This is a genomic window from Desulforamulus hydrothermalis Lam5 = DSM 18033, assembly GCF_000315365.1.
Classification (GTDB): domain Bacteria; phylum Bacillota; class Desulfotomaculia; order Desulfotomaculales; family Desulfotomaculaceae; genus Desulfotomaculum; species Desulfotomaculum hydrothermale.
Map to the genome: position 1 here is coordinate 53,932 of NZ_CAOS01000009.1, position 19,840 is coordinate 73,771.

The window sequence follows — 19,840 nt, forward strand, 5'->3', positions numbered from 1 at the left end:
AATCATGCGGGTAAAGGAGGAGGAATATGTATTCCTTTCGCACTGTATCGGTGATTCCGGATTTGCCGGAGCAAATTTGCAGGTTAAAGGAACTGGCCCGCAATCTCTGGTTTAGCTGGCACCCGCAGGCCGAGCTGTTGTTCAGCTCGCTGGATGCCCGTTTGTGGGAGGAAGTCAATCATAACCCTGTTAAATTTTTACTTTATGCAGATACGGAAAAATTACAAAAAGCTGCTGCCAATCCGGCCTATTTGGCAATTTACAGCAGTGTTTTGGCCGATTTTGATAAGTATATGCAGGGTGAAACCTGGTACCAAAAAACCTACCCGGAACAAACCAGTCAACTGGTTGCTTATTTTTCAGCTGAGTTTGGTGTCCACGAGTCCAACCCGGTATACAGCGGCGGCCTGGGACTGCTGGCAGGAGATCACTGCAAATCGGCCAGCGACTTGGGGTTACCCTTTGTAGGGGTAGGTATACTTTATAAACAAGGTTATTTTTGTCAGCGCATTAACCGGGAAGGAAGGCAGGAAGCCCATTATTGCTTTATGGATTTTAATGAGATGACGGTTACCCCCGCTGCTCTTCCTGAGGGCGGTGAGGTTATCATTTCAGTGCGTTTGCCCGGGCGGGATGTCTATATTAAAGTATGGCAGCTGCAGGTAGGCAGGACTGTTATTTATTTTCTGGATTCAGATTTAGCCCAAAACAGCCGGGAAGACCGGTTGTTGACAGCTAAACTTTACGGCGGTAACCAGGATACCCGCATCTGCCAGGAAATTATACTAGGCATCGGTGGGGTAAAGGCGCTCCGCCGGTTGGGTATTTACCCGACGGCCTGGCACATGAATGAAGGGCATGCTGCCTTAACCGTGCTGGAACGTTTGCGGGAATATGTCCAGCGCGGGTTGTCCCTGGCCGCTGCCCGGGAGGTAGTCCGCTCCAATACCGTATTTACCACGCATACTCCGGTACCGGCGGGCCATGATGTTTTCAGTGCAGATATGGTGGAACGCTATCTGGGCGAATTTTACGGTGATTTAAAAACCGATCGGGACGGCTTGCTGGCTCTGGGATGGGATGAAGGACGCCAGGGGTTTAACATGACCAAATTGGCCCTTAACCATGCGGCATATACCAACGGGGTCAGCAAATTGCACGGAGTTGTCACGAAAAAAATGTTTTCGCATTTATATCCCGGCATTCCATTGGAAGAAATGCCTATTCATGCAATTACCAACGGGGTTCACACAGAAACCTGGGTAGCACCGGAAATAAGGAAATTATTTGAAAAATATATAGGGCCGGAGTGGGCCGGCAATATATCCGACCCGCACCGGTGGCAAAATGTGTACAGTATACCTGATCAAGAGTTGTGGGAAACCCACCAGGTTTTAAAAGGCCGCATGATTAAATTTGTGCAAAATAATATTTACCGTCGCATGGACAGGAATTTCCAACCCTTGGAACTTATTCGTGAGTGCGCCGGTTATTTGAGCAAAGATGTTTTAACCATCGGTTTTGCCAGGCGTTTTGCCACATATAAACGTGCTTACTTGTTATTTACCGACAAAGAACGGCTGGCCCGGTTAGTAAATAACCCGGAGCGGCCGGTGCAGATCATTTTTGCCGGTAAGGCTCACCCGGCTGACCAGCCCGGGCAGGAGCTTATTAAAATGATCAATGAGGTTTCTGCCGAGGAACCCTTTAAAGGCAAAATTGTTTTTGTAGAGGACTATGATATCAATGTTTCCCGCCATTTGCTGCAGGGGGTGGATGTATGGTTAAATACACCCCGCCGCCCGCTGGAAGCCAGCGGTACCAGCGGCATGAAAGCAGCGGTAAACGGTGTTATTAATTGCAGCATACTGGATGGCTGGTGGCCGGAAGCATACAACGGGGAGAACGGTTTTGCCGTCGGTACGGCTAGGGACTATGAAAATGAAGAAGTGCAGGACAGGGAAGATGCCAGATCGCTGTTTGACCTGTTGGAGCAGGTTATTGTTCCTTATTATTACAGGCGGGTGGAGGGAGTTCCCAGGGAATGGGTGCGGCGCATGAAGGATTGTTTAGCCACTATACCCTGGCAATTTAGCACCGAGCGCATGGTTAAGGAGTATACCCAGCGCTTTTACCTGCCGGCAGCCGGCCGGGGGGAAGCCTTCAGTGCAGACAGCTACCGGTTAGCGGTGCGGGTGCAGGAGATGAAAAAGTTTTTAACAGAAAACTGGCACCAAATATCATTCCGTGCTGTCCGTGTTGAGCAGCCGCCGCTTTTAAAAGAAAACGCTGAAATATTGATACTGGCGGAAGTTTTCTTGGGTCCGATACGACCGGGAGACATCGTGGTGGAAGTAGTTTATGGAAAAGTCAGTGACCACGGGCTGGCTCAAGTAACCTTGATGCCTTTAATATTCAAGCGTCAAGTGGCTGAAAGCGTTTATGAATACGAAACCAATATTGTGCTTATTCGTGGCACTTCCGGGTATACCTTGCGTATTAGACCGAAGGACGACTGTTTTGCCCATCCCTTTGAATTACCGCTGGTGAAATGGGCCGACAATTTTTAAAGCCCGGGGTCTTGCAACAGCAGGACCCGGGCTTAAATTTTTTAACCCGGCTGCCTGCGGAGGGTCACCGCCGATTGTCTAATATTTGCCGCCTATACTGTGCAATTTATTAATAATTATTTTGACATGCTATGGCGAAAAATATAAAATTAAGTCGATATATTTGACGGTGTAGGAGGAAAATATGGATATTTTTCGCAAAAAATCATTAGAGGAGCTGCTGTTAACGTCCCAAAAACAACAACTGAAAAAGGTCCTGGGTCCCTTGGATTTAACCCTGTTGGGTATTGGAGCTATTATCGGGACAGGCATTTTTGTGCTGACCGGTGTCGCGGCGGCGGAACACGCAGGGCCGGCGCTGGTGTTATCCTTTATTGTGGCCGGTTTGGCCTGTGTTTTTGCGGCATTGTGCTATGCCGAGTTTGCTTCCACCGTGCCCATTGCGGGCAGTGTATACTCCTACAGCTATTTTACCCTGGGTGAAGGGGTTGCCTGGCTGATCGGTTGGGATTTAATTTTAGAATACGGTTTGGCGGTTTCGGCAGTTGGTGTTGGTTGGTCCGGGTACTTCCAGAACCTGATGGCCGGCTTTGGGTTTAAACTGCCGGTGGCTTTAAGCGGGTCTCCCGGCAGTGCGCCGGGTGCCGTATTCAACTTGCCGGCCTTTGTAATCATTTTATTAATCACCTGGCTGCTGTCCCAAGGGATTCGGGAAAGCGCCCGGGTAAATAACATTATGGTTTTTATAAAAATATCTGTTATTTTAGTATTTATTGCCGTAGGCGTGTGGTATGTTAAACCGGCCAACTGGACACCCTTTATGCCTTTCGGTTTTGGCGGCGTGATGACCGGAGCGGCCACCATTTTCTTTGCTTATCTGGGGTTTGACGCTGTTTCGACGGCGGCTGAAGAAGTTAAAAATCCTAAACGTGATTTACCCATCGGTATTATCAGTTCCCTGGCGGTTTGCACTCTCTTATACATTGTGGTATCTGCCGTTTTAACCGGCATGGTTCCCTACCACCGGTTAAACGTAGCAGCTCCGGTGGCTTTTGCCATGAGTACCATTGGTCAGGATTGGTTTGCCGGGTTGATCTCTCTGGGTGCAATTACCGGTATGACAACCGTTTTGCTGGTGATGCTGTACGGGCAGGTTCGTTTATTTTTTGCCATGAGCCGGGACGGCCTGATGCCCACCTTTTTTGCCAAAGTACACCCGATCCACCAAACCCCGTACACCAGCACCTGGGTAACCGGTTTGGCCTGTGCTGCCATTGCAGCCCTGGTTCCCCTGGGTACGTTGGCCCACCTGGTGAACATAGGTACTCTGACCGCTTTTGTTTTGGTGGCGGTTGCTGTGTTAATTTTGCGTAAAACTCACCCCAATGTTCCCAGAGCCTTTACCTGTCCGGCGGTTCCCCTGGTGCCGTTGTTGGCTGTTTTCTTCTGCGGCTACCTGATGCTCAGCCTGCCGGCGGCAACTTGGAAAATGTTTGCCCTTTGGCTGTCTGTCGGAGTGGTTGTTTACCTTTTGTATGGCCGCAGCCACAGCCTGCTGGCCAAGGGAACACAACAGGACTAAGTTAGTTACTCTGTAAAGGCATGGTTTTTTTGACTGACAAGCATCTTAGATTTTTTTTCCCGGGCTAAAATGCAGTGGTCAGAAGGCAAACAATCGTTTAAAATAGAAAAGGTGTAGCGTGGAACTACAGATTGTTCAAGAAGGGGAAGAGGAGTATGGAAAAGTATTTTGAGCAAATGAAGGAATATTTAAACATGGACACCGAAATACCCTATGAGGAATTCGAAGCCTATTACCAGGATGTGGTGGCGTTCTTAAACAGTGATTATCTCTCGCTTAACCGGGAGGATGCCGTCAAGGGACGTTTTATTATGAGCATACTAATGTCCAACAGCCAGGATCGGGCTAAGAGATACAAAAATTTAGCAAAAAAATACAAAAAAATATATGATAAATGTCAATTATGGGCCGAAGCACTTACAATAAGGCTGTTGAAAATGGGCATGACCAAAAACCAAATTATTCAGGCAGAGCAAGCGCTGCATGATGCCATATAAATAACAGGACGGGGTGTTGTTTACCCTGTCTCAGACTGTAGACAAAGGTTGTAAAACAAAGCGAGGAGGTTTTATGATCTCCTGCCGGCGACTTGTCGAAGCGCCGGTAACAGCACTTGATGAGCGAAAGGAGCCATTGGGGGGCGCCCACAGGATGTGGGCGCCAGCCGAACCGGGCCAGGAGGGGCCGTTTGAGGCGACCCCAAGGGCGACTGTAGCGAATCATAGTGCTGTCGGTGCGTAGACCGGAGCCAAAGGGGATCATAAACCACCGATACCGATAATGTTTGTCTACACTCTGGGACGGGGTGTTGTTTACCCCGTCTTGTTTTGCCTTAAATAATGATGCCGATTTTTTGCCCCATTTTCACTTCTAAGCCAGGGGCTAATTGTTTATCCGGCAGAAAGCAGTTTTTTTCAAATAATAAAATAACCGTAGAGCCAAATTCAAATCTGCCGATTTCGTCCCCTTTATTAATTGCCTGGCCCACTTGAAAATTAGATACAATCTTGCCGACACCCAAGGCCCCCACTTTAATCAAGGCAAATTTGCGACCGGTGGCAGTCTGAAAAACGGTACAGGTTCGCCTGTTTTTGGCAAACAAATCTTTAATGGTGGAAACGCCCAGGTTATTAACCGGGAATACCTTACCGGGAACATAGCGGTGCTTAACAACTTTAGCCCCAAAGGGCATGTGAATGCGGTGATAATTTTTCGGGCTTAAATAAATATTTAAATAGTAACCGTCTTGAAAAGCTTCTACATCTTGAAAAGACAACAGTTCAGGAATAGAGTAGGTATTGTTTTTAGCCAAAACAATTTTATTTTGACTGGCAACCCCCAGATCAACAATTTTTCCGTCCACCGGGCTGACAACCACGTCAGCGCCGGCTGCTATAGGGCGCAGGGAAGGGCAGATATCTCTGACAAAAAAATCTGTCAGGCTTTTATACTGGCTGGGATGCCGGATTTCTTCCCGGTTCACTTTATATAAGCGAATGTAAGGTTTAATTAAAAGCCTGCTTAACCGGCTGCCGCAGGCAAGATCAAAAGCCTTGCCGAAAGTCTTGCGGGAGATGGAATGAACAACAACTTTCTTTAATAACTTCACTTTACTGTCCCTTTCTCCGTTATTATGCTTGCATTTTAATGACTATACCTTTTAATTATAACATTTTTTATGAGGATTGCAGCCTTTTGCAGGATGGCCATAAATAAAATTATTATAAAAATAACTTTTTGGGTTTTACATTTTATCTAATTCAAGGTAAAATAATATAAGCTCGAGGTTCAAAGGTTAAGTTCATTTATCCTTCTCAATTGCTCTGTCGGTAAGGGGAGGTTACGATAAGTGAATTCCCCAAGACCGTACAGGGCGTATTTAATTATTGAGGAGGCATAATACCATGCAAGACAAAATTCTCACCTGCCGTGATTGCGGCAACGACTTTACTTTTTCAGTTTCTGAACAGGAGTTCTATGCTGAGAAAGGGTTTACCAACGATCCCGGGCGCTGCCCCCAGTGCAGGGCGGCACGTAAGCAAAGAAACAACGGCCAGGGCGGCTTTGCCCGGAACAGCCGGCCCCAACGCGAAATGTTTGCAGCCACCTGCGCGGCTTGCGGGATAGAAACTGAAGTACCTTTCCGACCCAGCGGCGACCGTCCGGTTTATTGTCGTGATTGCTTCAGCAGAACCGGCCGCTACTAGTCTTTAGGCATTTGGCAAAATAATAATCATGCATAAAGTAACCCGTATCACCGGAAAAGGTGGTACGGGTTTGTTTTTTAAACTTTTACATTGTCGGGGCAGCCGGTTCGGAAATACTGGATAAAGCCTGGCCGGCTTCATTTTGGTAAATGTTTTGAGTAGCCAGGTCGCCCAGCGACACAATGCCGGCCAACCGGCCGTTTTCTACCACCGGCAAACGGCGAATTTGTCGCTGGGCCATTAAGTTGGCAGCTTCATGAACATCCATCTGGGGGGTGCCGGTTACCACCCCGGCAGTCATAACGGTTTGAACTTTGGTGGTGGACGGATTATGTCCTTGCGATACCGCCCGCAGGGCAATATCCCGGTCTGTCACAATACCGACACACCTGCCGTTATCCACTACCGGGACTGATCCCACGTTGTATTGACTCATAAGCTGGGCTGCTTCTTGAACGGTTTGTTGCGGGCTTACAGTAGCCACCTGCGGGGTCATGATTTCCTTTAGCTGTTGTTTCATTTGGCATACCTCCCGAATTTTAGTCTGGTTTAGTTCTTTATATAGAGTTTGCTTGTTTGGCTTACTTCATTCTGCCAAAAGTTTTTTAAATAAAAAAAGACAGGGTTTTTTAACCCCGTCCCGTGTCGACAAACATTACCGATGGTTGATGACCCCTTGCAGTTTTTATAACTTTAGACTATGAAACAGGATCTGCAACCCCGGCTGTACGCACTGTATTATCTTTCGCCGGTTTCTTCTTTTAATAGGTACAGGCGATTATCTTCTAACCGATACATCATGGGAGCCACCAATACCCTGGGGTATCGCTGGCGCAATCTTTTGGCTTCGGCCAAAACAAAATCCAACTCGTTGCCAATTTCAAACATAGGAGCAAAATGATTAAAATGGTCCTGGGCAGCCTGTCTGTCCCAACCAACTTCAACTAACCCGTCAATAAATTTCTGTTCTTTGGCCTTTAAATTGGCCATGCCACAATTGTTATGACCGATTAAAGCGATAGCTCTTACACCGCCTACAGCCACAGCATAGGAAACTTTAAATTCCGAGGTGCGTAAATTCCCTGCCCCGGTTCTGATTACATAGGCAAACTTTTCGGGAATATTAAGGCGCTTGCGGTTATCCATGCACATACCAATTAAAATTTCTGCATGTTCGTATTTTTTGTCAGACTCAAAGTGCTTGTTAAAATTGTGATACTCAATCAGGTTGCCGATAGGTGTGTCCAAGTATTGAGGAAAAATATCCTGCCTTGTGTTAACAGGAACAATCTGGGCCATTTGTCACCCCTCCTTTGATTAGACTTAATAAAAATTTATCAGAAAAAACTAATATTGTCCAACATTTTTGTCATTACTTGCCTGGGTTTAACTTCAAAAATATTTATTAAATTTAACAAAATTAAATTAATTTGTTAAAAGAACCAGTGAAACGGTATATCTAAAGGAATTTGGACGGTTGTGGCGAATTACATGCTTGGTAGCCCGTAAGGTGGTGAGGCAATGTGAAAATTACTACAATCTTAGGCCATAAACAAAATCCAAATAAACAAAAGTTTTCTGCCGCTGCCGCAGGGGCCAGAACCGGCCAATCCTTTGCCGCCACACTGGAAAATCAAACCAGGGAGCAGGCCCAACAACACTTGTGGGAGATGGCGGAAAAAATCAGGGCAGCCGGCAATAAGCTGAAATCGGCGGCCACGGAAGAAAACATCATACAATATAAAAAGTGTATAAAAGATTATCTGACCTTTGTGTTAAAAAACTATCATAAACTTCGACATGACCGCAGTGTTAATTACAGTACGGTATACACCCGGGTAGAGATAATAAATAAAGAGGTTGATGAGTTAACCAGGCGGCTGTTAAGTGAGGAGAAAACCAACATAGATATTGTGGCTGAGGTTGACAGAATTGCCGGCCTGATTATTGATGTGTTCAGTTAGGTGCTGCCCCCGGCGGGGGTATTTTTATTTTGCTGCCGGTACAATGCTATAGAAAACATTTGCGGGCGGAGGGACCATGGTAATTATCATCGATAACTATGATTCTTTTATTTATAACCTTTACCAGTATATAAAGGAACTGGGCCATGATGTAACAGTATTTCGCAATGACAAAATTTCCTGTGCAGAGTTGGCGGCTTTGGCGCCCACTCACCTTGTCATATCACCCGGGCCCTGTTCGCCCAAGGAAGCGGGTATTTCAACAGAGGCAGTAAAATATTTTGCCGGCCGGATACCGGTGCTGGGTGTTTGTCTGGGGCATCAGTGCATCGGGGAGGCTTTTGGCGGCAGAGTAGTACGAGCACCGCAGGTAATGCACGGCCAGAGCTCGCCTGTTTGGCATGACGGCAAGACCATTTATGCAGGTATTAGCAGCCCTTTTGCGGCGGGCAGGTATCATTCGCTTGGTGTCGACAGGCAAAGCCTGCCGGATGATTTAGAAGTGTCGGCTTGGACCGGCAAAGGTGAAATTATGGGCTTGCGGCATAAGTTTTATACTGTGGAAGGGGTACAATTTCACCCGGAATCCGTGCTAACGCCCCGGGGAAAAGTTTTACTGGCAAATTTTTTAAATATTAAGGGCGGTAAGTGGCATGATTAGAAAACCTTTACTGGTGGAATTTCACACAGATAAAACGGTTGACCAATTGTTTGCCAGCCTAAAAGAGTTGCCTTATAGTTTTCTGCTGGCTACCGGACAGCCCGCCGGAGAAGAACGGTTTTCTTTTTTGGGGGCTGACCCTTACGCTGTAATTGTTTCAAAAAACGGTTTAACTACTGTCCAGTGGCGGCATAAACCGGGGCAGACATCGGTAGCGGGCAACCCCCTGGATGTCATGAAAAACTGCTTGGCAAGGTTAGAGCCATTAGAGGTAATACCAGAAATTCCATTCACCGGTGGGGCTGTGGGTTTTTTCAGTTACGACCTGGGGCGGCAATTAGAACAGGTGCCTGCTGCAGCGGCGGATGATCTGCAAACCCCGGATCTTTGTTTTGGTTTATATGATGTGGTGCTGGTGGCGGATCACTTGACCGGGCAAAAAATTATCGTTTCTACCGGCCACCCGGCAGCAAGCGGAGCAAAGGCAGCAGTCCGGGCCAGGGCAAGGGCCGCTTGGCTGCGGGAGTTATTACAGTACAACAGCGGTGCGGCCGGCAAAGCAACCGGACAGCCGCCCGTCAACCTGCGGGCTAACTTTACCGGACAATCTTACCGGGAGCGGGTAAGGCAGGCTGTTGAACACATTTTAAACGGGGATATTTTTCAGGTCAATCTCTCCCAGCGTTTTGAGCTGCAATCAGCTATGGACAGCTGGCAATTATTTCAAGATCTTAAATCTATCAGTCCGGCTCCTCAGTCTGCCTACTTAAAGTTTCCGGCTATTGAAGTGGTATGTTCTTCACCGGAACGCTTTTTACAATTAAATCATCAGAGGCAGGTAATAACCTGTCCTATTAAAGGCACCCGGCCCCGGGGTGCCAATGAAGCAGAGGATTTGCAAAACTACCTGGCTCTTAAGCACAGTGACAAGGACCGGGCAGAGTTAACCATGATAGTGGATTTATCCCGAAGCGACCTGGGCAAAGTTTGCGAAATCGGATCGGTAGAGGCTGAAATGCCCTATCGAATAGAAACTTTTTCAACCGTCCACCATTTGGTTGCCGCTGTAAGGGGGCAGCTGCCCGGCAATAAAGGAATTTTCGATTTATTAAAGGCGGCCTTTCCCGGTGGTTCTATAACCGGTGCGCCCAAGATTAAAGCCATGGAAATTATTGACCGGTTGGAACCGGTGCGCCGGGGCATTTATACCGGTTCCCTTGGTTATATCGGCCTGGACGGCAGGGCAGATTTGAACATTGTTATCAGAACCGTTATCAAAGTAAAAGGGCGCTACTATTTTCATGTGGGGGGAGGCATAACTGCCAAATCAGATGCCGCTGCCGAGTATTACGAAACCCTTGATAAGGCAAAGGCATTATTAAGGGCACTGCGGTTTGAAGGGAGCATTTATCATGGTCCTTACACTGATTGACGGGCGTCCGGTACATAATAACCGCCCGGGCGTTCTAACCTGGGGCTGTGCTTATGGTTACGGTCTTTTTGAAACTATTTTAATTCAAAACAACCAAGCGCTGTTTCTTAAGCAACATCTGAGAAGAATGCGCGCTTCAGCGCGGTTTTTGCGTTTAGCCATGCCGCCGGATGAACAGTTAATTCAATGGGTGAAGTACCTGCTGGAAACCAACCGGCTGCCGGCGGGCAAACTGAAAATCACTTTGCTGGCCGATGAACCTGTACCGGGTGCGGCAAAAATTGCTTCTCGGGTAATTATCACTGTGCAGCCGGGACAACCCTACCCGGCGGAGTTTTATGAAACCGGTGTGGCGGTGGGGCTGTTAAAACAAATTAAAAATGAACAGTCAGAACTGGTGAAACACAAAACCTTAAACTATTTGGAAAATTTTTTGGGTAGGGAACAAGCCAGGAAAAATAACTGGTTTGAAGGGCTGTTTTGCAACACTAAGGGGCGGTTGTGTGAAGGGACGGTCAGCAACCTGTTTATTATTAAAGATCAAAACATAATTACCCCCGGCGAAAGCGAGGGCTTGTTGCCGGGGGTTACCAGGGAATTTGTTATAAACTTGGCCAGAAAAAATAACCTACCTTTAACGGTGGGGCAGATAACCATTCCCGAGTTTTTTGCCGCCGAGGAGATTTTTTTAACCAACTCTTTGTTTGGCATCATGCCTGTAACCCGCAGGGGAGAAATGCTTGTCGGCGACGGAAAGCCGGGCCGGCTAACCGGGCAATTGATTGTATTATACCGGACGTTCATAGAGGACAGCGTTAGTAATAAATGCTTATGATTCCCCGGTTGCAGCAACAGGGTCCGTTTTTATTACCACGGTGCCGGCGGCATAGTCATGCAGACCTCTGCCGTACATAAGTATTAACACGATGGTGGTCAACATCCAAAACAACCAGCCGGTTTTAACTAAAGGATAGGTTAGCAAATAAACCGGGTAGAGAGTAAAGGCAAATTCCCGCAACAAGTAGCGGCCCGGGTGTAATTTTTTGCTGTTATATGCCTGTATACGGATTTTCATTACCCTTTTGCCTACCGTTTGACCGTGCCAAACTATGTTCAATAATACAATAGCTGCCAACAGAAAACCGCCGGCTATGGTTTCAATGGTTTTTTGGTTGTTTTGCCAGCCAAGCCATAGGTAAATGGGTAAAGTAATAACCACTTTATCAATAATCCGGGCAATTAAACGCTCAAAAGGGCTGGCGTAGGGCAGTTCGCTCATATGTACCTCCTAACGCTTGCATTTTTTACAAAAGTAACAAATTGTTTTAATATTTTCAACCATAATATTTTGACAGACAAAGCCCGGCACCCCGGCCAGGTTTTTTGTTATATGCAGAGAAATTTCGACAAAGTATTATTTATTTAGAATTAAAAATATTTTTTGTGAGACAGAAGGAAGCTGTATGAACGTGGCGAATTAACTTTTGCATATTGAGTAGGAATATTGAATGGGGGTACATCACGGGTGGCAACAAGAAATGTTATAACCGCGCTTTTGTTGTCTGCGCTGGTATTTTTGTATGGGTGTAACCAGCCGGCAGGCACTAACCGGCAAGCGACCGGGGAAAAAGCACCGACCCAGGCTGCAGTTACCGAAAAAAACAAACCAAAGGTCATCACTTTCAGCGGGAAAATTGAAGCGGTGCAGTGGGCTAACTTGGTAAGCAAAGTGGCCGGCAAGGTTGCTGCCGTTTATGTTGATATGGGCAGTTTTGTTAAAAAAGACCAGTTACTGGTCAGCCTGGCCGCGGAAGATAAGGCCGCCGAGGTAACAGAAGCAATTACCCAGGTGGACAGCGCGAAGGTAGAATATGAGTTGGCCCAAAATAGCTACCGGCGGGGTAAGGAACTGCTGGCAGCCCAGGCAATTTCCCAGGCGGATTATGAAAACCTCTACGAGGGACCTTATAAAAAGGCAGAAGTAAAATTGAGATCGGCCCAGGCCGTCCTGCAAAAAAAGCAAATTGCTTATGACGACATGTTTATCAAAGCTCCCTTTGCCGGCGTTATTACGGCTAAAAACATTAACCCTGGCGAAATGGCAGGCACTCAAAATCCGGTTTTAACCCTGGTAAACCTTGACCAGGTGGTTATCCGGGGGACGGTGGATGAACATCATATCAACAAACTTAAAGTGGGGCAGCAGGTTCAAGTGAAAGTGGCAGCTGTGTCAGAGCAGCCATTTACCGGTCAAATTAGTAACATTGCCATGGCTGCCGATTCTCAAACCAAGGCCTTTCCTGTCAAAATACAGGTGGCTAACCCCAATCATTTGTTAAAGCCGGGCATGTTTGCGGAAGTTACAATCCCCTGATCATATTTAAACAAAAAGGTTTATAGTTGACTGTAACCCTGACCTGTTGCAGATGCGGAGGGAATTATGAAAAAGAAAAACATTTATCTGGTTTTGCTGGCCATGGTTGTTACACTGGCGGCGGTTTCTTTTTATTACTGGTATCAAAACGCACACTATGTAGCAACAGAAGACGCCCGGGTGGACGGTGAAATAATTAAAGTCAGCCCTCAGGTGGCCGGCCTGCTGGTTGAGTTGCCGGTGTACGAAGATCAGTATGTTGATCAGGGAGAAATGATTGCCAGGCTGTCGGACGTAACTTTAACACCGGGCGCCAACTTAGACCTGGCTGTCATCAAAGCACCCATTAGCGGGACAATTATTAAGAAGATCGGGCACGTCGGCGAAATAGCCTCGCCCGGCGTACCGGTGGTTATGATGGCAGACCTGCAAAACTTGTATATAACAGCCAACATTGAGGAGACCAGCCTCAACAAGGTAAGAGTTGGTCAGGCTGTTGACTATACTATCGACACTTTTCCTGGGGTGAGGTTTACAGGCAAGGTTGTTTCCATCGGCAATGCCGCTAACTCAGTTTTTTCTTTGTTGCCCCAGCAGAATACCGGCAATTCCTTTACCAAGGTAACACAAAGGATACCTGTAAAGATCAGCATTGATGATTACCGGCAATGCCGTTTGTTGCCGGGCATGAATGCTGTGGTTAAGATTCATATCAAATAGGGGGTGGTGGGGCTGCACAATCAGGATAACTCATCCCGCCGGCAAAATCAGCCGCCCCCGTATGCTGCTGAAGCAAAATCAATACCTTGGGGTGCCTTGTTGATCCTGGTCATCGGGGCCTTTATGGCCATCCTGGACAGCAGTATTGTAAACGTGGCGCTGCCCCGCTTTATGACCCTGTTTGGATCGTCAGCGGATGAAATTCAATGGATTCTTACCGGTTATATGCTTACTTCCGGTGTGGTAGTACCTATTACCGGCTATCTGGGAGACCGCTTTGGCAATAAGCGTATGTATATCTGGTCGGTGGCGGCTTTTACGCTGGGATCGTTGCTCTGCGGATTAGCCTGGAGCACCCAATCACTGACGGTTTTCCGGGTAATTCAAGCCATTGGCGGGGGGATGATTATTCCCGTCAGCATGGCCATGATCTACCGTATTATCCCCCGAGAGAAAATAGGACTGGCTTTAGGTATCTGGGGTATTGCTGCCATTATGGCACCCGCTGTGGGGCCCACCCTGGGCGGTTACCTGGTAGATAATTACAGCTGGCATTGGATTTTTACCATTAATATTCCCATCGGCATTGTGGCCATTATGTTGGCCATTGCTTATCTTGAGGAAACACCGGTGCAAAAGAACCTTAAACCCGACCTGGTTGGCATTTTGCTCAGTTCGGCCGGCTGTTTTGCATTGCTGCTGGCCCTCAGCGAAGGACAGGACAAGGGTTGGACATCGCAATATATTGTGACGCTGCTTGTTTTTTCAGGTTTTGTCCTCTGCCTGTTTGCCCTCTGGGAGTTGCAGGTGCCCAACCCGCTGATTGATATCAGGTTGCTAAAAAATCCTGTGTTGTCCGCCAGTTTGCTGGCTACCTGCCTGACAACCATTGGTTTGTTTTCAGCAGTGTTTTTAATACCCATTTATGCCCAGAACCTGCTTGGTTACACACCGATGGAAACAGGCTTGTTAATGATGCCCATGGCCCTGGTGACGGGTTTAATGATGCCCATTAGCGGTAAATTGTTTGATAAGTTCGGTGCCTTCTGGCTGGGTATGATCGGGATGTCCCTGGTAGTGGCGGTTACTTATTACCTGCACACCTTAACGCTGGACACAAGTTATCGTCATTTGCAGGTTATCTTATCTTTGCGGGCGGTTGGTCTGGGGTTAGCCACCATGCCGTTGACCACTGCGGGCATGAACACTGTGCCGAGATTTTTGGTAGGCCGGGCCTCGGCCCTGAACAACACCGTCCGGCAGATTTCCGGCTCAATGGGCATTGCTTATTTAACCTATGTTATGCTGCAAAGACAGGCATATCATACCGCCGTTTTAAATGAAAGTGTCAGCCTGACATCCCCGGTGGCCTCTTTAGCCCAGGCTCAAATAAAAGGTTATTTGGTTGGTTACGGATTAAACGGAGAAGCTGCCCGGCAGGGAAGCTATAGCGTGATCTCCGGTTTGCTGGCCCGGCAGTCCTTTATGAACGCCATCAGTGATACTTTCGTGGTAAGCGCTGTCATTATCGCCCTGGTATTGCCTTTGATGTTTTTGCTCAGCAAACAGCGAGTGGAGCAGGAAAGAATCAAACAACAAAATTTAAGTCAGGGGCGGCTGCCGGCTTAAATCAGCCTCGCCGGCCATGGGGATTACCTGTTTCACATAACACACTGCGCTCCCCTAAAATTGGGGAGTGCAGTGTGTAAACAAACCTTATATTTATCGACAGTCTGGCTCTCTTAAATGGGGGCGTTTTTTTTAGGCGGGTTAGATACCCAGCCTTTTTTTTGTGGTCACCGGCAGGTGCTGTTTTTTGAGCCGGGCCATAATATTTTCTTCATCAACGTAGCAAACCAGTTTAAAAATAATGTCAGCCAGCAAAATGGCAGCCAGTGCATCTAAAATTGCGTGCTGTTTGACAAATAAGGTAGATATAATGATCAGCACGCCGCAAACGGTTACCCCACAGTAAAGAAATTTTGATTTGAAACTGGATTTGTTAATGGCTTTAATCATCAGATAACTGGTTAAACAATGAATGCTGGGAAAACAATTATACGGCTGGTCTATTTTATAAAGTGTTAACACCAAATAGGTTAATATATCATCACCTGCCGGCTGCGGCCGGGGAACCGTTGTTTGGTATGTGAAGAAAAAAAGATAACAGACAACCAGCCCCAGGTTGTAGCTTAGGAGTGTTTTGTAGTATGTTTTTTTATCCTTTAAGCACAGGTATAGCAGGACATAAAGTATAAAAAAGTACCAGCCCAGATAGGGTATAATAAATGCTTTAATAAAGGGGATTTCCCGATCCAGGTGAGTAACCAGACTGTTTACCTCCCGGCCTGGATTATTTAAGATTTTGTAAAAAATACTTACGGCCGGGATTGATAACATCAGACTAATGGAGGCTGCCTGCCCTTTAAAGGTATTCATTTCACCACCCATCCTTTTGCCTGAAATGACATGGTCTATAATAATTGACAGGATAAATTGTCTTTTGTTTCAGTATTTTATTATACAACTTTATATTTTATATCTTGTAGTGTTGGCGGTAAATTTTATTCTTTAGATAAATTGCCGTTTTTTTATTGTATTATGGCACCGGGATTTTAAAAATAACAGGAAAACCAAAGGGAATGGTGGAATATACAAAAACAATTAACACAAACGGTGGGAGGTTTTGCCCATGAAATGTATTTACGAGGATGTTCCGTGCCGATGCAATACTTCCTGTCAAGACGAATGTGAGGACTGTTACTGCCTTAAGTGCCCGCTCAGGGAAAGGCCGCCTCATTATTAAAAAATTAAAAAGGGGAAAGCCAACCCTTTAAGCTGCGGCTTTATTAAGGGAGATGAGTGAAGTTGCAGACCTGGGTACAGCATTATCGTTCATCAGTAGGAAGGTTGATCTTAATAACATTATTATTAATTAATGGGGGGGCAACGGATGGACAGGGAGGTTCCCAAGGTAAAACTGGAAACTGTAATTAAACTATGTACAGAGGGCATTGAGATGCTCAGCCAGGGCAAGGTCCAGGAGACTGTCAACGGTTTAATGCACACCTTGGAGATGGCCAGGCAGATGATGGCCGTACATAAGGCCAGGGGTGAGGTCTGGGTAAGGGCTAAAGTTAAACTGGGGGATGTGCCACCGGGTACCCGCGGCTGGTTGCTGAGGAACGACGAGGGCGGTATGCTGATATTTTGGGAGGTGCCGGACAGCCCGCGGCCCCTGGTAGATCTGTTTTGGCGGGATAGCTTTCAAGAGTATATTGAATTAGAGGACCGGTGTAACCACCGGCATGACCACTGGCACCAGTAAGAAAACTATTTGCATCTTGTAGAAGGTTGCTTGTTCGCTAATTGTTGTTGGCAAAGGGTAAAAGCACAAAACTATTTACAGGCCTCTGACCAAAGTTTAGCCATGTATAATTTTGACAGATACCGCGCATACTTATGGTAGTTGATTAGCGTATGTGAGGTGTCTGTTTTGTTTAAAGGCATATACAAAAATTACCATTTGGCTTGTCTGATACTTGTATGCATAAGTTTTGCCTTTATTTCTTATCGTATTTATATTCAACAGGAATTTGCGGGCCAACTGATTCGTTTTCATGTGATAGCCAACAGTAATAGCTGGGAAGATCAAAAACTAAAACTCATGGTAAGAGATGTCATTGTTAACGAAATGAAAGATCGTTTTCGTTCTGCTTCCACCAGGCAAGAGGCAGAACAAATCGTGCAGGATAATATCCGGGAGATTAAGGAATTAGCTCAACGACAGGTTAACAGTGTGGGAAAAGACTATCCGGTGGAAGTTATGGTGGGTGATTTTGCTTTTCCCACCAAAAGCTATGGCAACTTAACTCTGCCGGCGGGAAATTATCATGCCGTACGTATTATTATTGGTGAAGGAAAAGGAGAAAACTGGTGGTGCGTTTTATTTCCCCCCCTTTGTTTTGCAGACAGCGTAGAGACCCTGCCGGAGGATGTCAAAGGCAAGGGATTAAAGGTTTTTGAAAAGGATCAGGTGGAATTTAGATTAAAATGTACAGACTTTCTGAACATCTTTAGTTAGATTTAGCAAACTAAATTATTTAGTGGAAATTATAAATTTTTATGCAAATTAGAACAATGCTCTACACTAAACTTAATAAATATAGTAAAATAAAACCAACTTATACGAACTGTTATTTTCCTAAATATTTAAGTTGTTATTGGAAAGGATTGAGACTTTGCAGAATAAGAATCCTGCTCCCAAAGCCAATTATTTTATTTTCATGGTGCTGATTTTATATGTTATGATTGCATCTTCTGCTTTAAAAAATTTTAACGTTTATTTGCAGGGTTTGCCCTTAAGCCCCGGTTGGCACCTGGCGGCTTCTCTGGCAGCCTTAGGGTTACTGGGGGCCGGTCTTGTTTTACTTAACAAGTGGCTGCAGAATTGGCTGTCAAAGAAAGTGGACAAATAATAAATTAACAATAACAGGAGGTATGGCAACATGCAGCATCCAACCAATACGAGAATTATTTTTGCTGACAGTGTGGCGGAAGCCAGGGAGAAATATTTGGCGCTCAACATTAAGACGAAAGACCCTAACCCCGGCGTAGAGGTGCTTAAACCTATCGAAGATGAAGAGTTTGACATTAATTCTGACATCAATTTGATTGGCGAGGTTTCGGTAGGGCCTTCAATCATGGAGGAGATTCGGAAAGACCCGGCAAGGGCCTTTGTGGTATACTTCCTGGAGGATCCCCAGAATTTTGTCGAGTCAGCATCTTAAATCTTAACAGTTGACGGTGTAAAAACTAAAGCTCAAAGGTTTTAGAACCCGGTTTGTCAATGGTTTGCCCGCTGTTTTTGCATGCGGGCTTTTTTATGGGTTAATAATTTAGACTATTCAAAAAATTAAATTAATATAGATTGTTTTCTGTTAGTAAGGCAGGTTAAATTTAATCAGCGTAGAACTTTAGAGTAAATAAACCTATCGGGCGGAGGGGGGTACTTTGGTTGCAATCACTTAAACAACAAATCACTATTTTGGTTGTCGTCGTAACCTTAGTGCTTGCCGTTTGTTTTATGATAGCAGTGGGCTTACAGATAAAAAAGTCCTCAGAGCTGGCAGCTATAACAAAGGCAAAAAGTGATATAGCTACAGCCAAAACCATTATCGATTTAAAGTATCCCGGGCCTTGGCATGTGGTGGATGGGTACCTTTATAAGGGCGAGGTCAAAATGAATAATAATTTTGAGGTTGTTGATTATATCAGCAGTCTTACGGGAGATACCTGCACCCTGTTTCTTGGCAATACCCGGGTAGCCACAACCATAAAAAAAGCCGACGGTCAAAGAGCGGTGGGTACCCACTCTTCGGATGTGGTGGCCAAAAAGGTGCTGACCGAAGGCAAAGATTATCTTGGAGAAGCAGAAGTGGTGGGGGAAAAGTATCAAACAGCCTACAGTCCGATTTACGATCACAGGGGAAATATCATAGGCATGTTTTATGTTGGTATTTCCAAAAAGTTTTATGACCAACTGCTGTATGAATCCCTTTGGCGTATGGCCTTGATTGGAACTGCTTTAACGCTGCTGGTTTTTGGGGGAACGCTTTATTTTACTCAGAAATTTATCATTGAACCGCTCAAATTGATTCAGGCGGAAACCCAAAAGGTTGCTGCCGGTAATATTTCGGCCTCAGTGGCTATAGGTTATAAAAATGAGATCGGGGAACTGGCTCATTCATTTAACCAGCTGGTAGAATTAATCCAAGGTTTAACACAACAAATCAGTAAAAACGCAGGTGCCGTATTACCCCCGGCAAACCATGCTGTTATTGCCGATGGTGTCATTGCCGATACTGAAAACCATGAAGCGACGGTCTGTGAGCAATTAAAGGAGGTTAAAGAAATTAAAGAAGATTGGGGGGAGTTACCCAAAGGTTTAAATGAAACAACTTTGCAGCAAATTCTTAATTATTTAAAAAGTCGGCAAGGTCATTTATCAGTGTCTGAAATTGCCGAAGAAGTTAAACTGACCAAAGTAACTGTACGTCGTTATCTTGATTTTATGGAAAAGTGCGGCAGGGTAAAAGTAGAAATGCAATACGGCCCTATTGGCAGGCCGTTAAAATTGTATACATTATTAAGTAATTACCGTCAGTAGTTATATGGTTTCACTGGTTTAAGGCAGCTCCTTAAACCGTTTTTATTTTAACACGGTGGCAAACGAGAATGGTCGCTTTACTAAGCCAGGAGCGGCCAATTTTATATTAACAATTACAAACCCACATCTCGAAAGGCAGTTACTTAATTAATTTAATTAAC

At 45.8% G+C, this 19,840-nt stretch carries 22 protein-coding genes; 16 read left to right on the plus strand and 6 right to left on the minus strand.

The window, feature by feature from the left end; all coding sequences use genetic code 11:
* The first annotated feature begins 26 nt into the window (after positions 1–26).
* The 3 genes from glgP (at position 27) to DESHY_RS06785 (ending at position 4,649) form a co-directional block, all read left to right on the plus strand.
* Complete coding sequence (gene glgP / locus DESHY_RS06775) at positions 27–2,570, plus strand: alpha-glucan family phosphorylase (protein WP_008411461.1); 2,544 nt, start codon at positions 27–29, stop codon at positions 2,568–2,570.
* A gap of 184 nt (positions 2,571–2,754) precedes the next feature.
* Positions 2,755–4,152, plus strand: coding sequence for a branched-chain amino acid transporter BcaP (locus tag DESHY_RS06780; protein ID WP_008411463.1), 1,398 nt, complete (start codon positions 2,755–2,757; stop codon positions 4,150–4,152).
* 155 nt (positions 4,153–4,307) lie between these two features.
* Positions 4,308–4,649, plus strand: a complete 342-nt coding sequence (locus DESHY_RS06785) for a hypothetical protein (protein ID WP_008411465.1) — start codon at positions 4,308–4,310, stop codon at positions 4,647–4,649.
* Here the strand turns inward: DESHY_RS06785 and DESHY_RS14575 are convergent.
* Together DESHY_RS14575 and asd are read right to left on the minus strand one after the other, a co-directional pair.
* Positions 4,612–4,914 carry a hypothetical protein gene (locus DESHY_RS14575; RefSeq protein ID WP_235695537.1) on the minus strand — a complete coding sequence of 101 codons (303 nt, stop codon included), beginning with the start codon at positions 4,912–4,914 and terminating at the stop codon, positions 4,612–4,614. The genes DESHY_RS06785 and DESHY_RS14575 overlap by 38 nt on opposite strands.
* A 70-nt stretch (positions 4,915–4,984) precedes the next feature.
* Positions 4,985–5,761 (minus strand): archaetidylserine decarboxylase, encoded by a 777-nt coding sequence (gene asd, locus DESHY_RS06790; RefSeq protein ID WP_008411468.1) that lies wholly within the window; start codon positions 5,759–5,761, stop codon positions 4,985–4,987.
* 295 nt (positions 5,762–6,056) lie between these two features.
* Between asd and DESHY_RS06795 the strand changes: the two genes are divergently transcribed.
* Positions 6,057–6,359: a zinc-ribbon domain containing protein gene (locus DESHY_RS06795; RefSeq protein WP_048817958.1), complete on the plus strand. Its 303-nt coding sequence runs from the start codon at positions 6,057–6,059 to the stop codon at positions 6,357–6,359.
* An 85-nt stretch (positions 6,360–6,444) separates the two neighbouring features.
* Here the strand turns inward: DESHY_RS06795 and DESHY_RS06800 are convergent, their stop codons facing one another.
* The gene (locus DESHY_RS06800) at positions 6,445–6,879 is read right to left on the minus strand and encodes a CBS domain-containing protein (protein WP_008411470.1); all 435 of its coding nucleotides are present in this window, start codon (positions 6,877–6,879) and stop codon (positions 6,445–6,447) included.
* Positions 6,880–7,097: 218 nt separating this feature from the next.
* Positions 7,098–7,658, minus strand: a complete 561-nt coding sequence (locus DESHY_RS06805) for a carbonic anhydrase (protein ID WP_008411472.1) — start codon at positions 7,656–7,658, stop codon at positions 7,098–7,100.
* A 224-nt stretch (positions 7,659–7,882) separates the two neighbouring features.
* On the opposite strand from DESHY_RS06805, the gene DESHY_RS06810 reads away from it, so the two are divergent.
* The 4 genes from DESHY_RS06810 to DESHY_RS06825 all read left to right on the plus strand — a co-directional run bounded on the left by DESHY_RS06810 (position 7,883) and on the right by DESHY_RS06825 (position 11,251).
* Entirely contained in the window at positions 7,883–8,323 is a 441-nt protein-coding gene (locus DESHY_RS06810; protein ID WP_008411474.1) for a YaaR family protein, read from the plus strand.
* Positions 8,324–8,399: 76 nt separating this feature from the next.
* Positions 8,400–8,984 (plus strand): anthranilate synthase component II, encoded by a 585-nt coding sequence (locus DESHY_RS06815; protein WP_008411476.1) that lies wholly within the window; start codon positions 8,400–8,402, stop codon positions 8,982–8,984.
* Positions 8,977–10,416, plus strand: coding sequence for an aminodeoxychorismate synthase component I (pabB, locus tag DESHY_RS06820; protein WP_008411478.1), 1,440 nt, complete (start codon positions 8,977–8,979; stop codon positions 10,414–10,416). The genes DESHY_RS06815 and pabB overlap by 8 nt, the downstream gene beginning before the upstream one ends.
* On the plus strand, positions 10,397–11,251 hold the full coding sequence (locus DESHY_RS06825; protein WP_008411480.1) for an aminotransferase class IV: 855 nt from the start codon (positions 10,397–10,399) through the stop codon (positions 11,249–11,251). Before pabB ends, DESHY_RS06825 begins: the two co-directional genes overlap by 20 nt.
* Here the strand turns inward: DESHY_RS06825 and DESHY_RS06830 are convergent.
* Positions 11,246–11,695 carry an RDD family protein gene (locus tag DESHY_RS06830; protein ID WP_008411482.1) on the minus strand — a complete coding sequence of 150 codons (450 nt, stop codon included), beginning with the start codon at positions 11,693–11,695 and terminating at the stop codon, positions 11,246–11,248. The genes DESHY_RS06825 and DESHY_RS06830 overlap by 6 nt on opposite strands.
* A gap of 246 nt (positions 11,696–11,941) precedes the next feature.
* Between DESHY_RS06830 and DESHY_RS06835 the strand changes: the two genes are divergently transcribed.
* The 3 genes from DESHY_RS06835 to DESHY_RS06845 all read left to right on the plus strand — a co-directional run bounded on the left by DESHY_RS06835 (position 11,942) and on the right by DESHY_RS06845 (position 15,139).
* Entirely contained in the window at positions 11,942–12,790 is an 849-nt protein-coding gene (locus DESHY_RS06835; protein ID WP_008411485.1) for an efflux RND transporter periplasmic adaptor subunit, read from the plus strand.
* Between the two features lie 66 nt (positions 12,791–12,856).
* Complete coding sequence (locus tag DESHY_RS06840; protein WP_008411487.1) at positions 12,857–13,510, plus strand: HlyD family secretion protein; 654 nt, start codon at positions 12,857–12,859, stop codon at positions 13,508–13,510.
* Positions 13,511–13,513: 3 nt separating this feature from the next.
* Entirely contained in the window at positions 13,514–15,139 is a 1,626-nt protein-coding gene (locus tag DESHY_RS06845) for a DHA2 family efflux MFS transporter permease subunit (protein WP_008411490.1), read from the plus strand.
* A 141-nt stretch (positions 15,140–15,280) separates the two neighbouring features.
* Here DESHY_RS06845 and DESHY_RS06850 read toward each other — a convergent pair whose 3' ends face one another.
* Positions 15,281–15,949 carry a phosphatase PAP2 family protein gene (locus tag DESHY_RS06850; RefSeq protein WP_008411492.1) on the minus strand — a complete coding sequence of 223 codons (669 nt, stop codon included), beginning with the start codon at positions 15,947–15,949 and terminating at the stop codon, positions 15,281–15,283.
* A gap of 514 nt (positions 15,950–16,463) precedes the next feature.
* Here DESHY_RS06850 and DESHY_RS06855 point away from each other — a divergent pair.
* The 5 genes from DESHY_RS06855 (at position 16,464) to DESHY_RS06875 (ending at position 19,679) form a co-directional block, all read left to right on the plus strand.
* On the plus strand, positions 16,464–16,838 hold the full coding sequence (locus DESHY_RS06855; protein WP_008411494.1) for a hypothetical protein: 375 nt from the start codon (positions 16,464–16,466) through the stop codon (positions 16,836–16,838).
* Between the two features lie 168 nt (positions 16,839–17,006).
* Positions 17,007–17,594, plus strand: coding sequence for a stage II sporulation protein R (spoIIR, locus tag DESHY_RS06860; protein ID WP_008411496.1), 588 nt, complete (start codon positions 17,007–17,009; stop codon positions 17,592–17,594).
* 157 nt (positions 17,595–17,751) lie between these two features.
* Positions 17,752–17,988 (plus strand): hypothetical protein, encoded by a 237-nt coding sequence (locus DESHY_RS06865; protein ID WP_008411498.1) that lies wholly within the window; start codon positions 17,752–17,754, stop codon positions 17,986–17,988.
* A gap of 30 nt (positions 17,989–18,018) precedes the next feature.
* A complete protein-coding gene (locus DESHY_RS06870) occupies positions 18,019–18,300 on the plus strand; it encodes a hypothetical protein (protein ID WP_008411500.1) in 282 nt (93 codons plus the stop codon).
* A gap of 227 nt (positions 18,301–18,527) precedes the next feature.
* The gene (locus tag DESHY_RS06875; RefSeq protein WP_008411502.1) at positions 18,528–19,679 is read left to right on the plus strand and encodes a cache domain-containing protein; all 1,152 of its coding nucleotides are present in this window, start codon (positions 18,528–18,530) and stop codon (positions 19,677–19,679) included.
* The last annotated feature ends 161 nt before the right edge of the window (positions 19,680–19,840 follow it).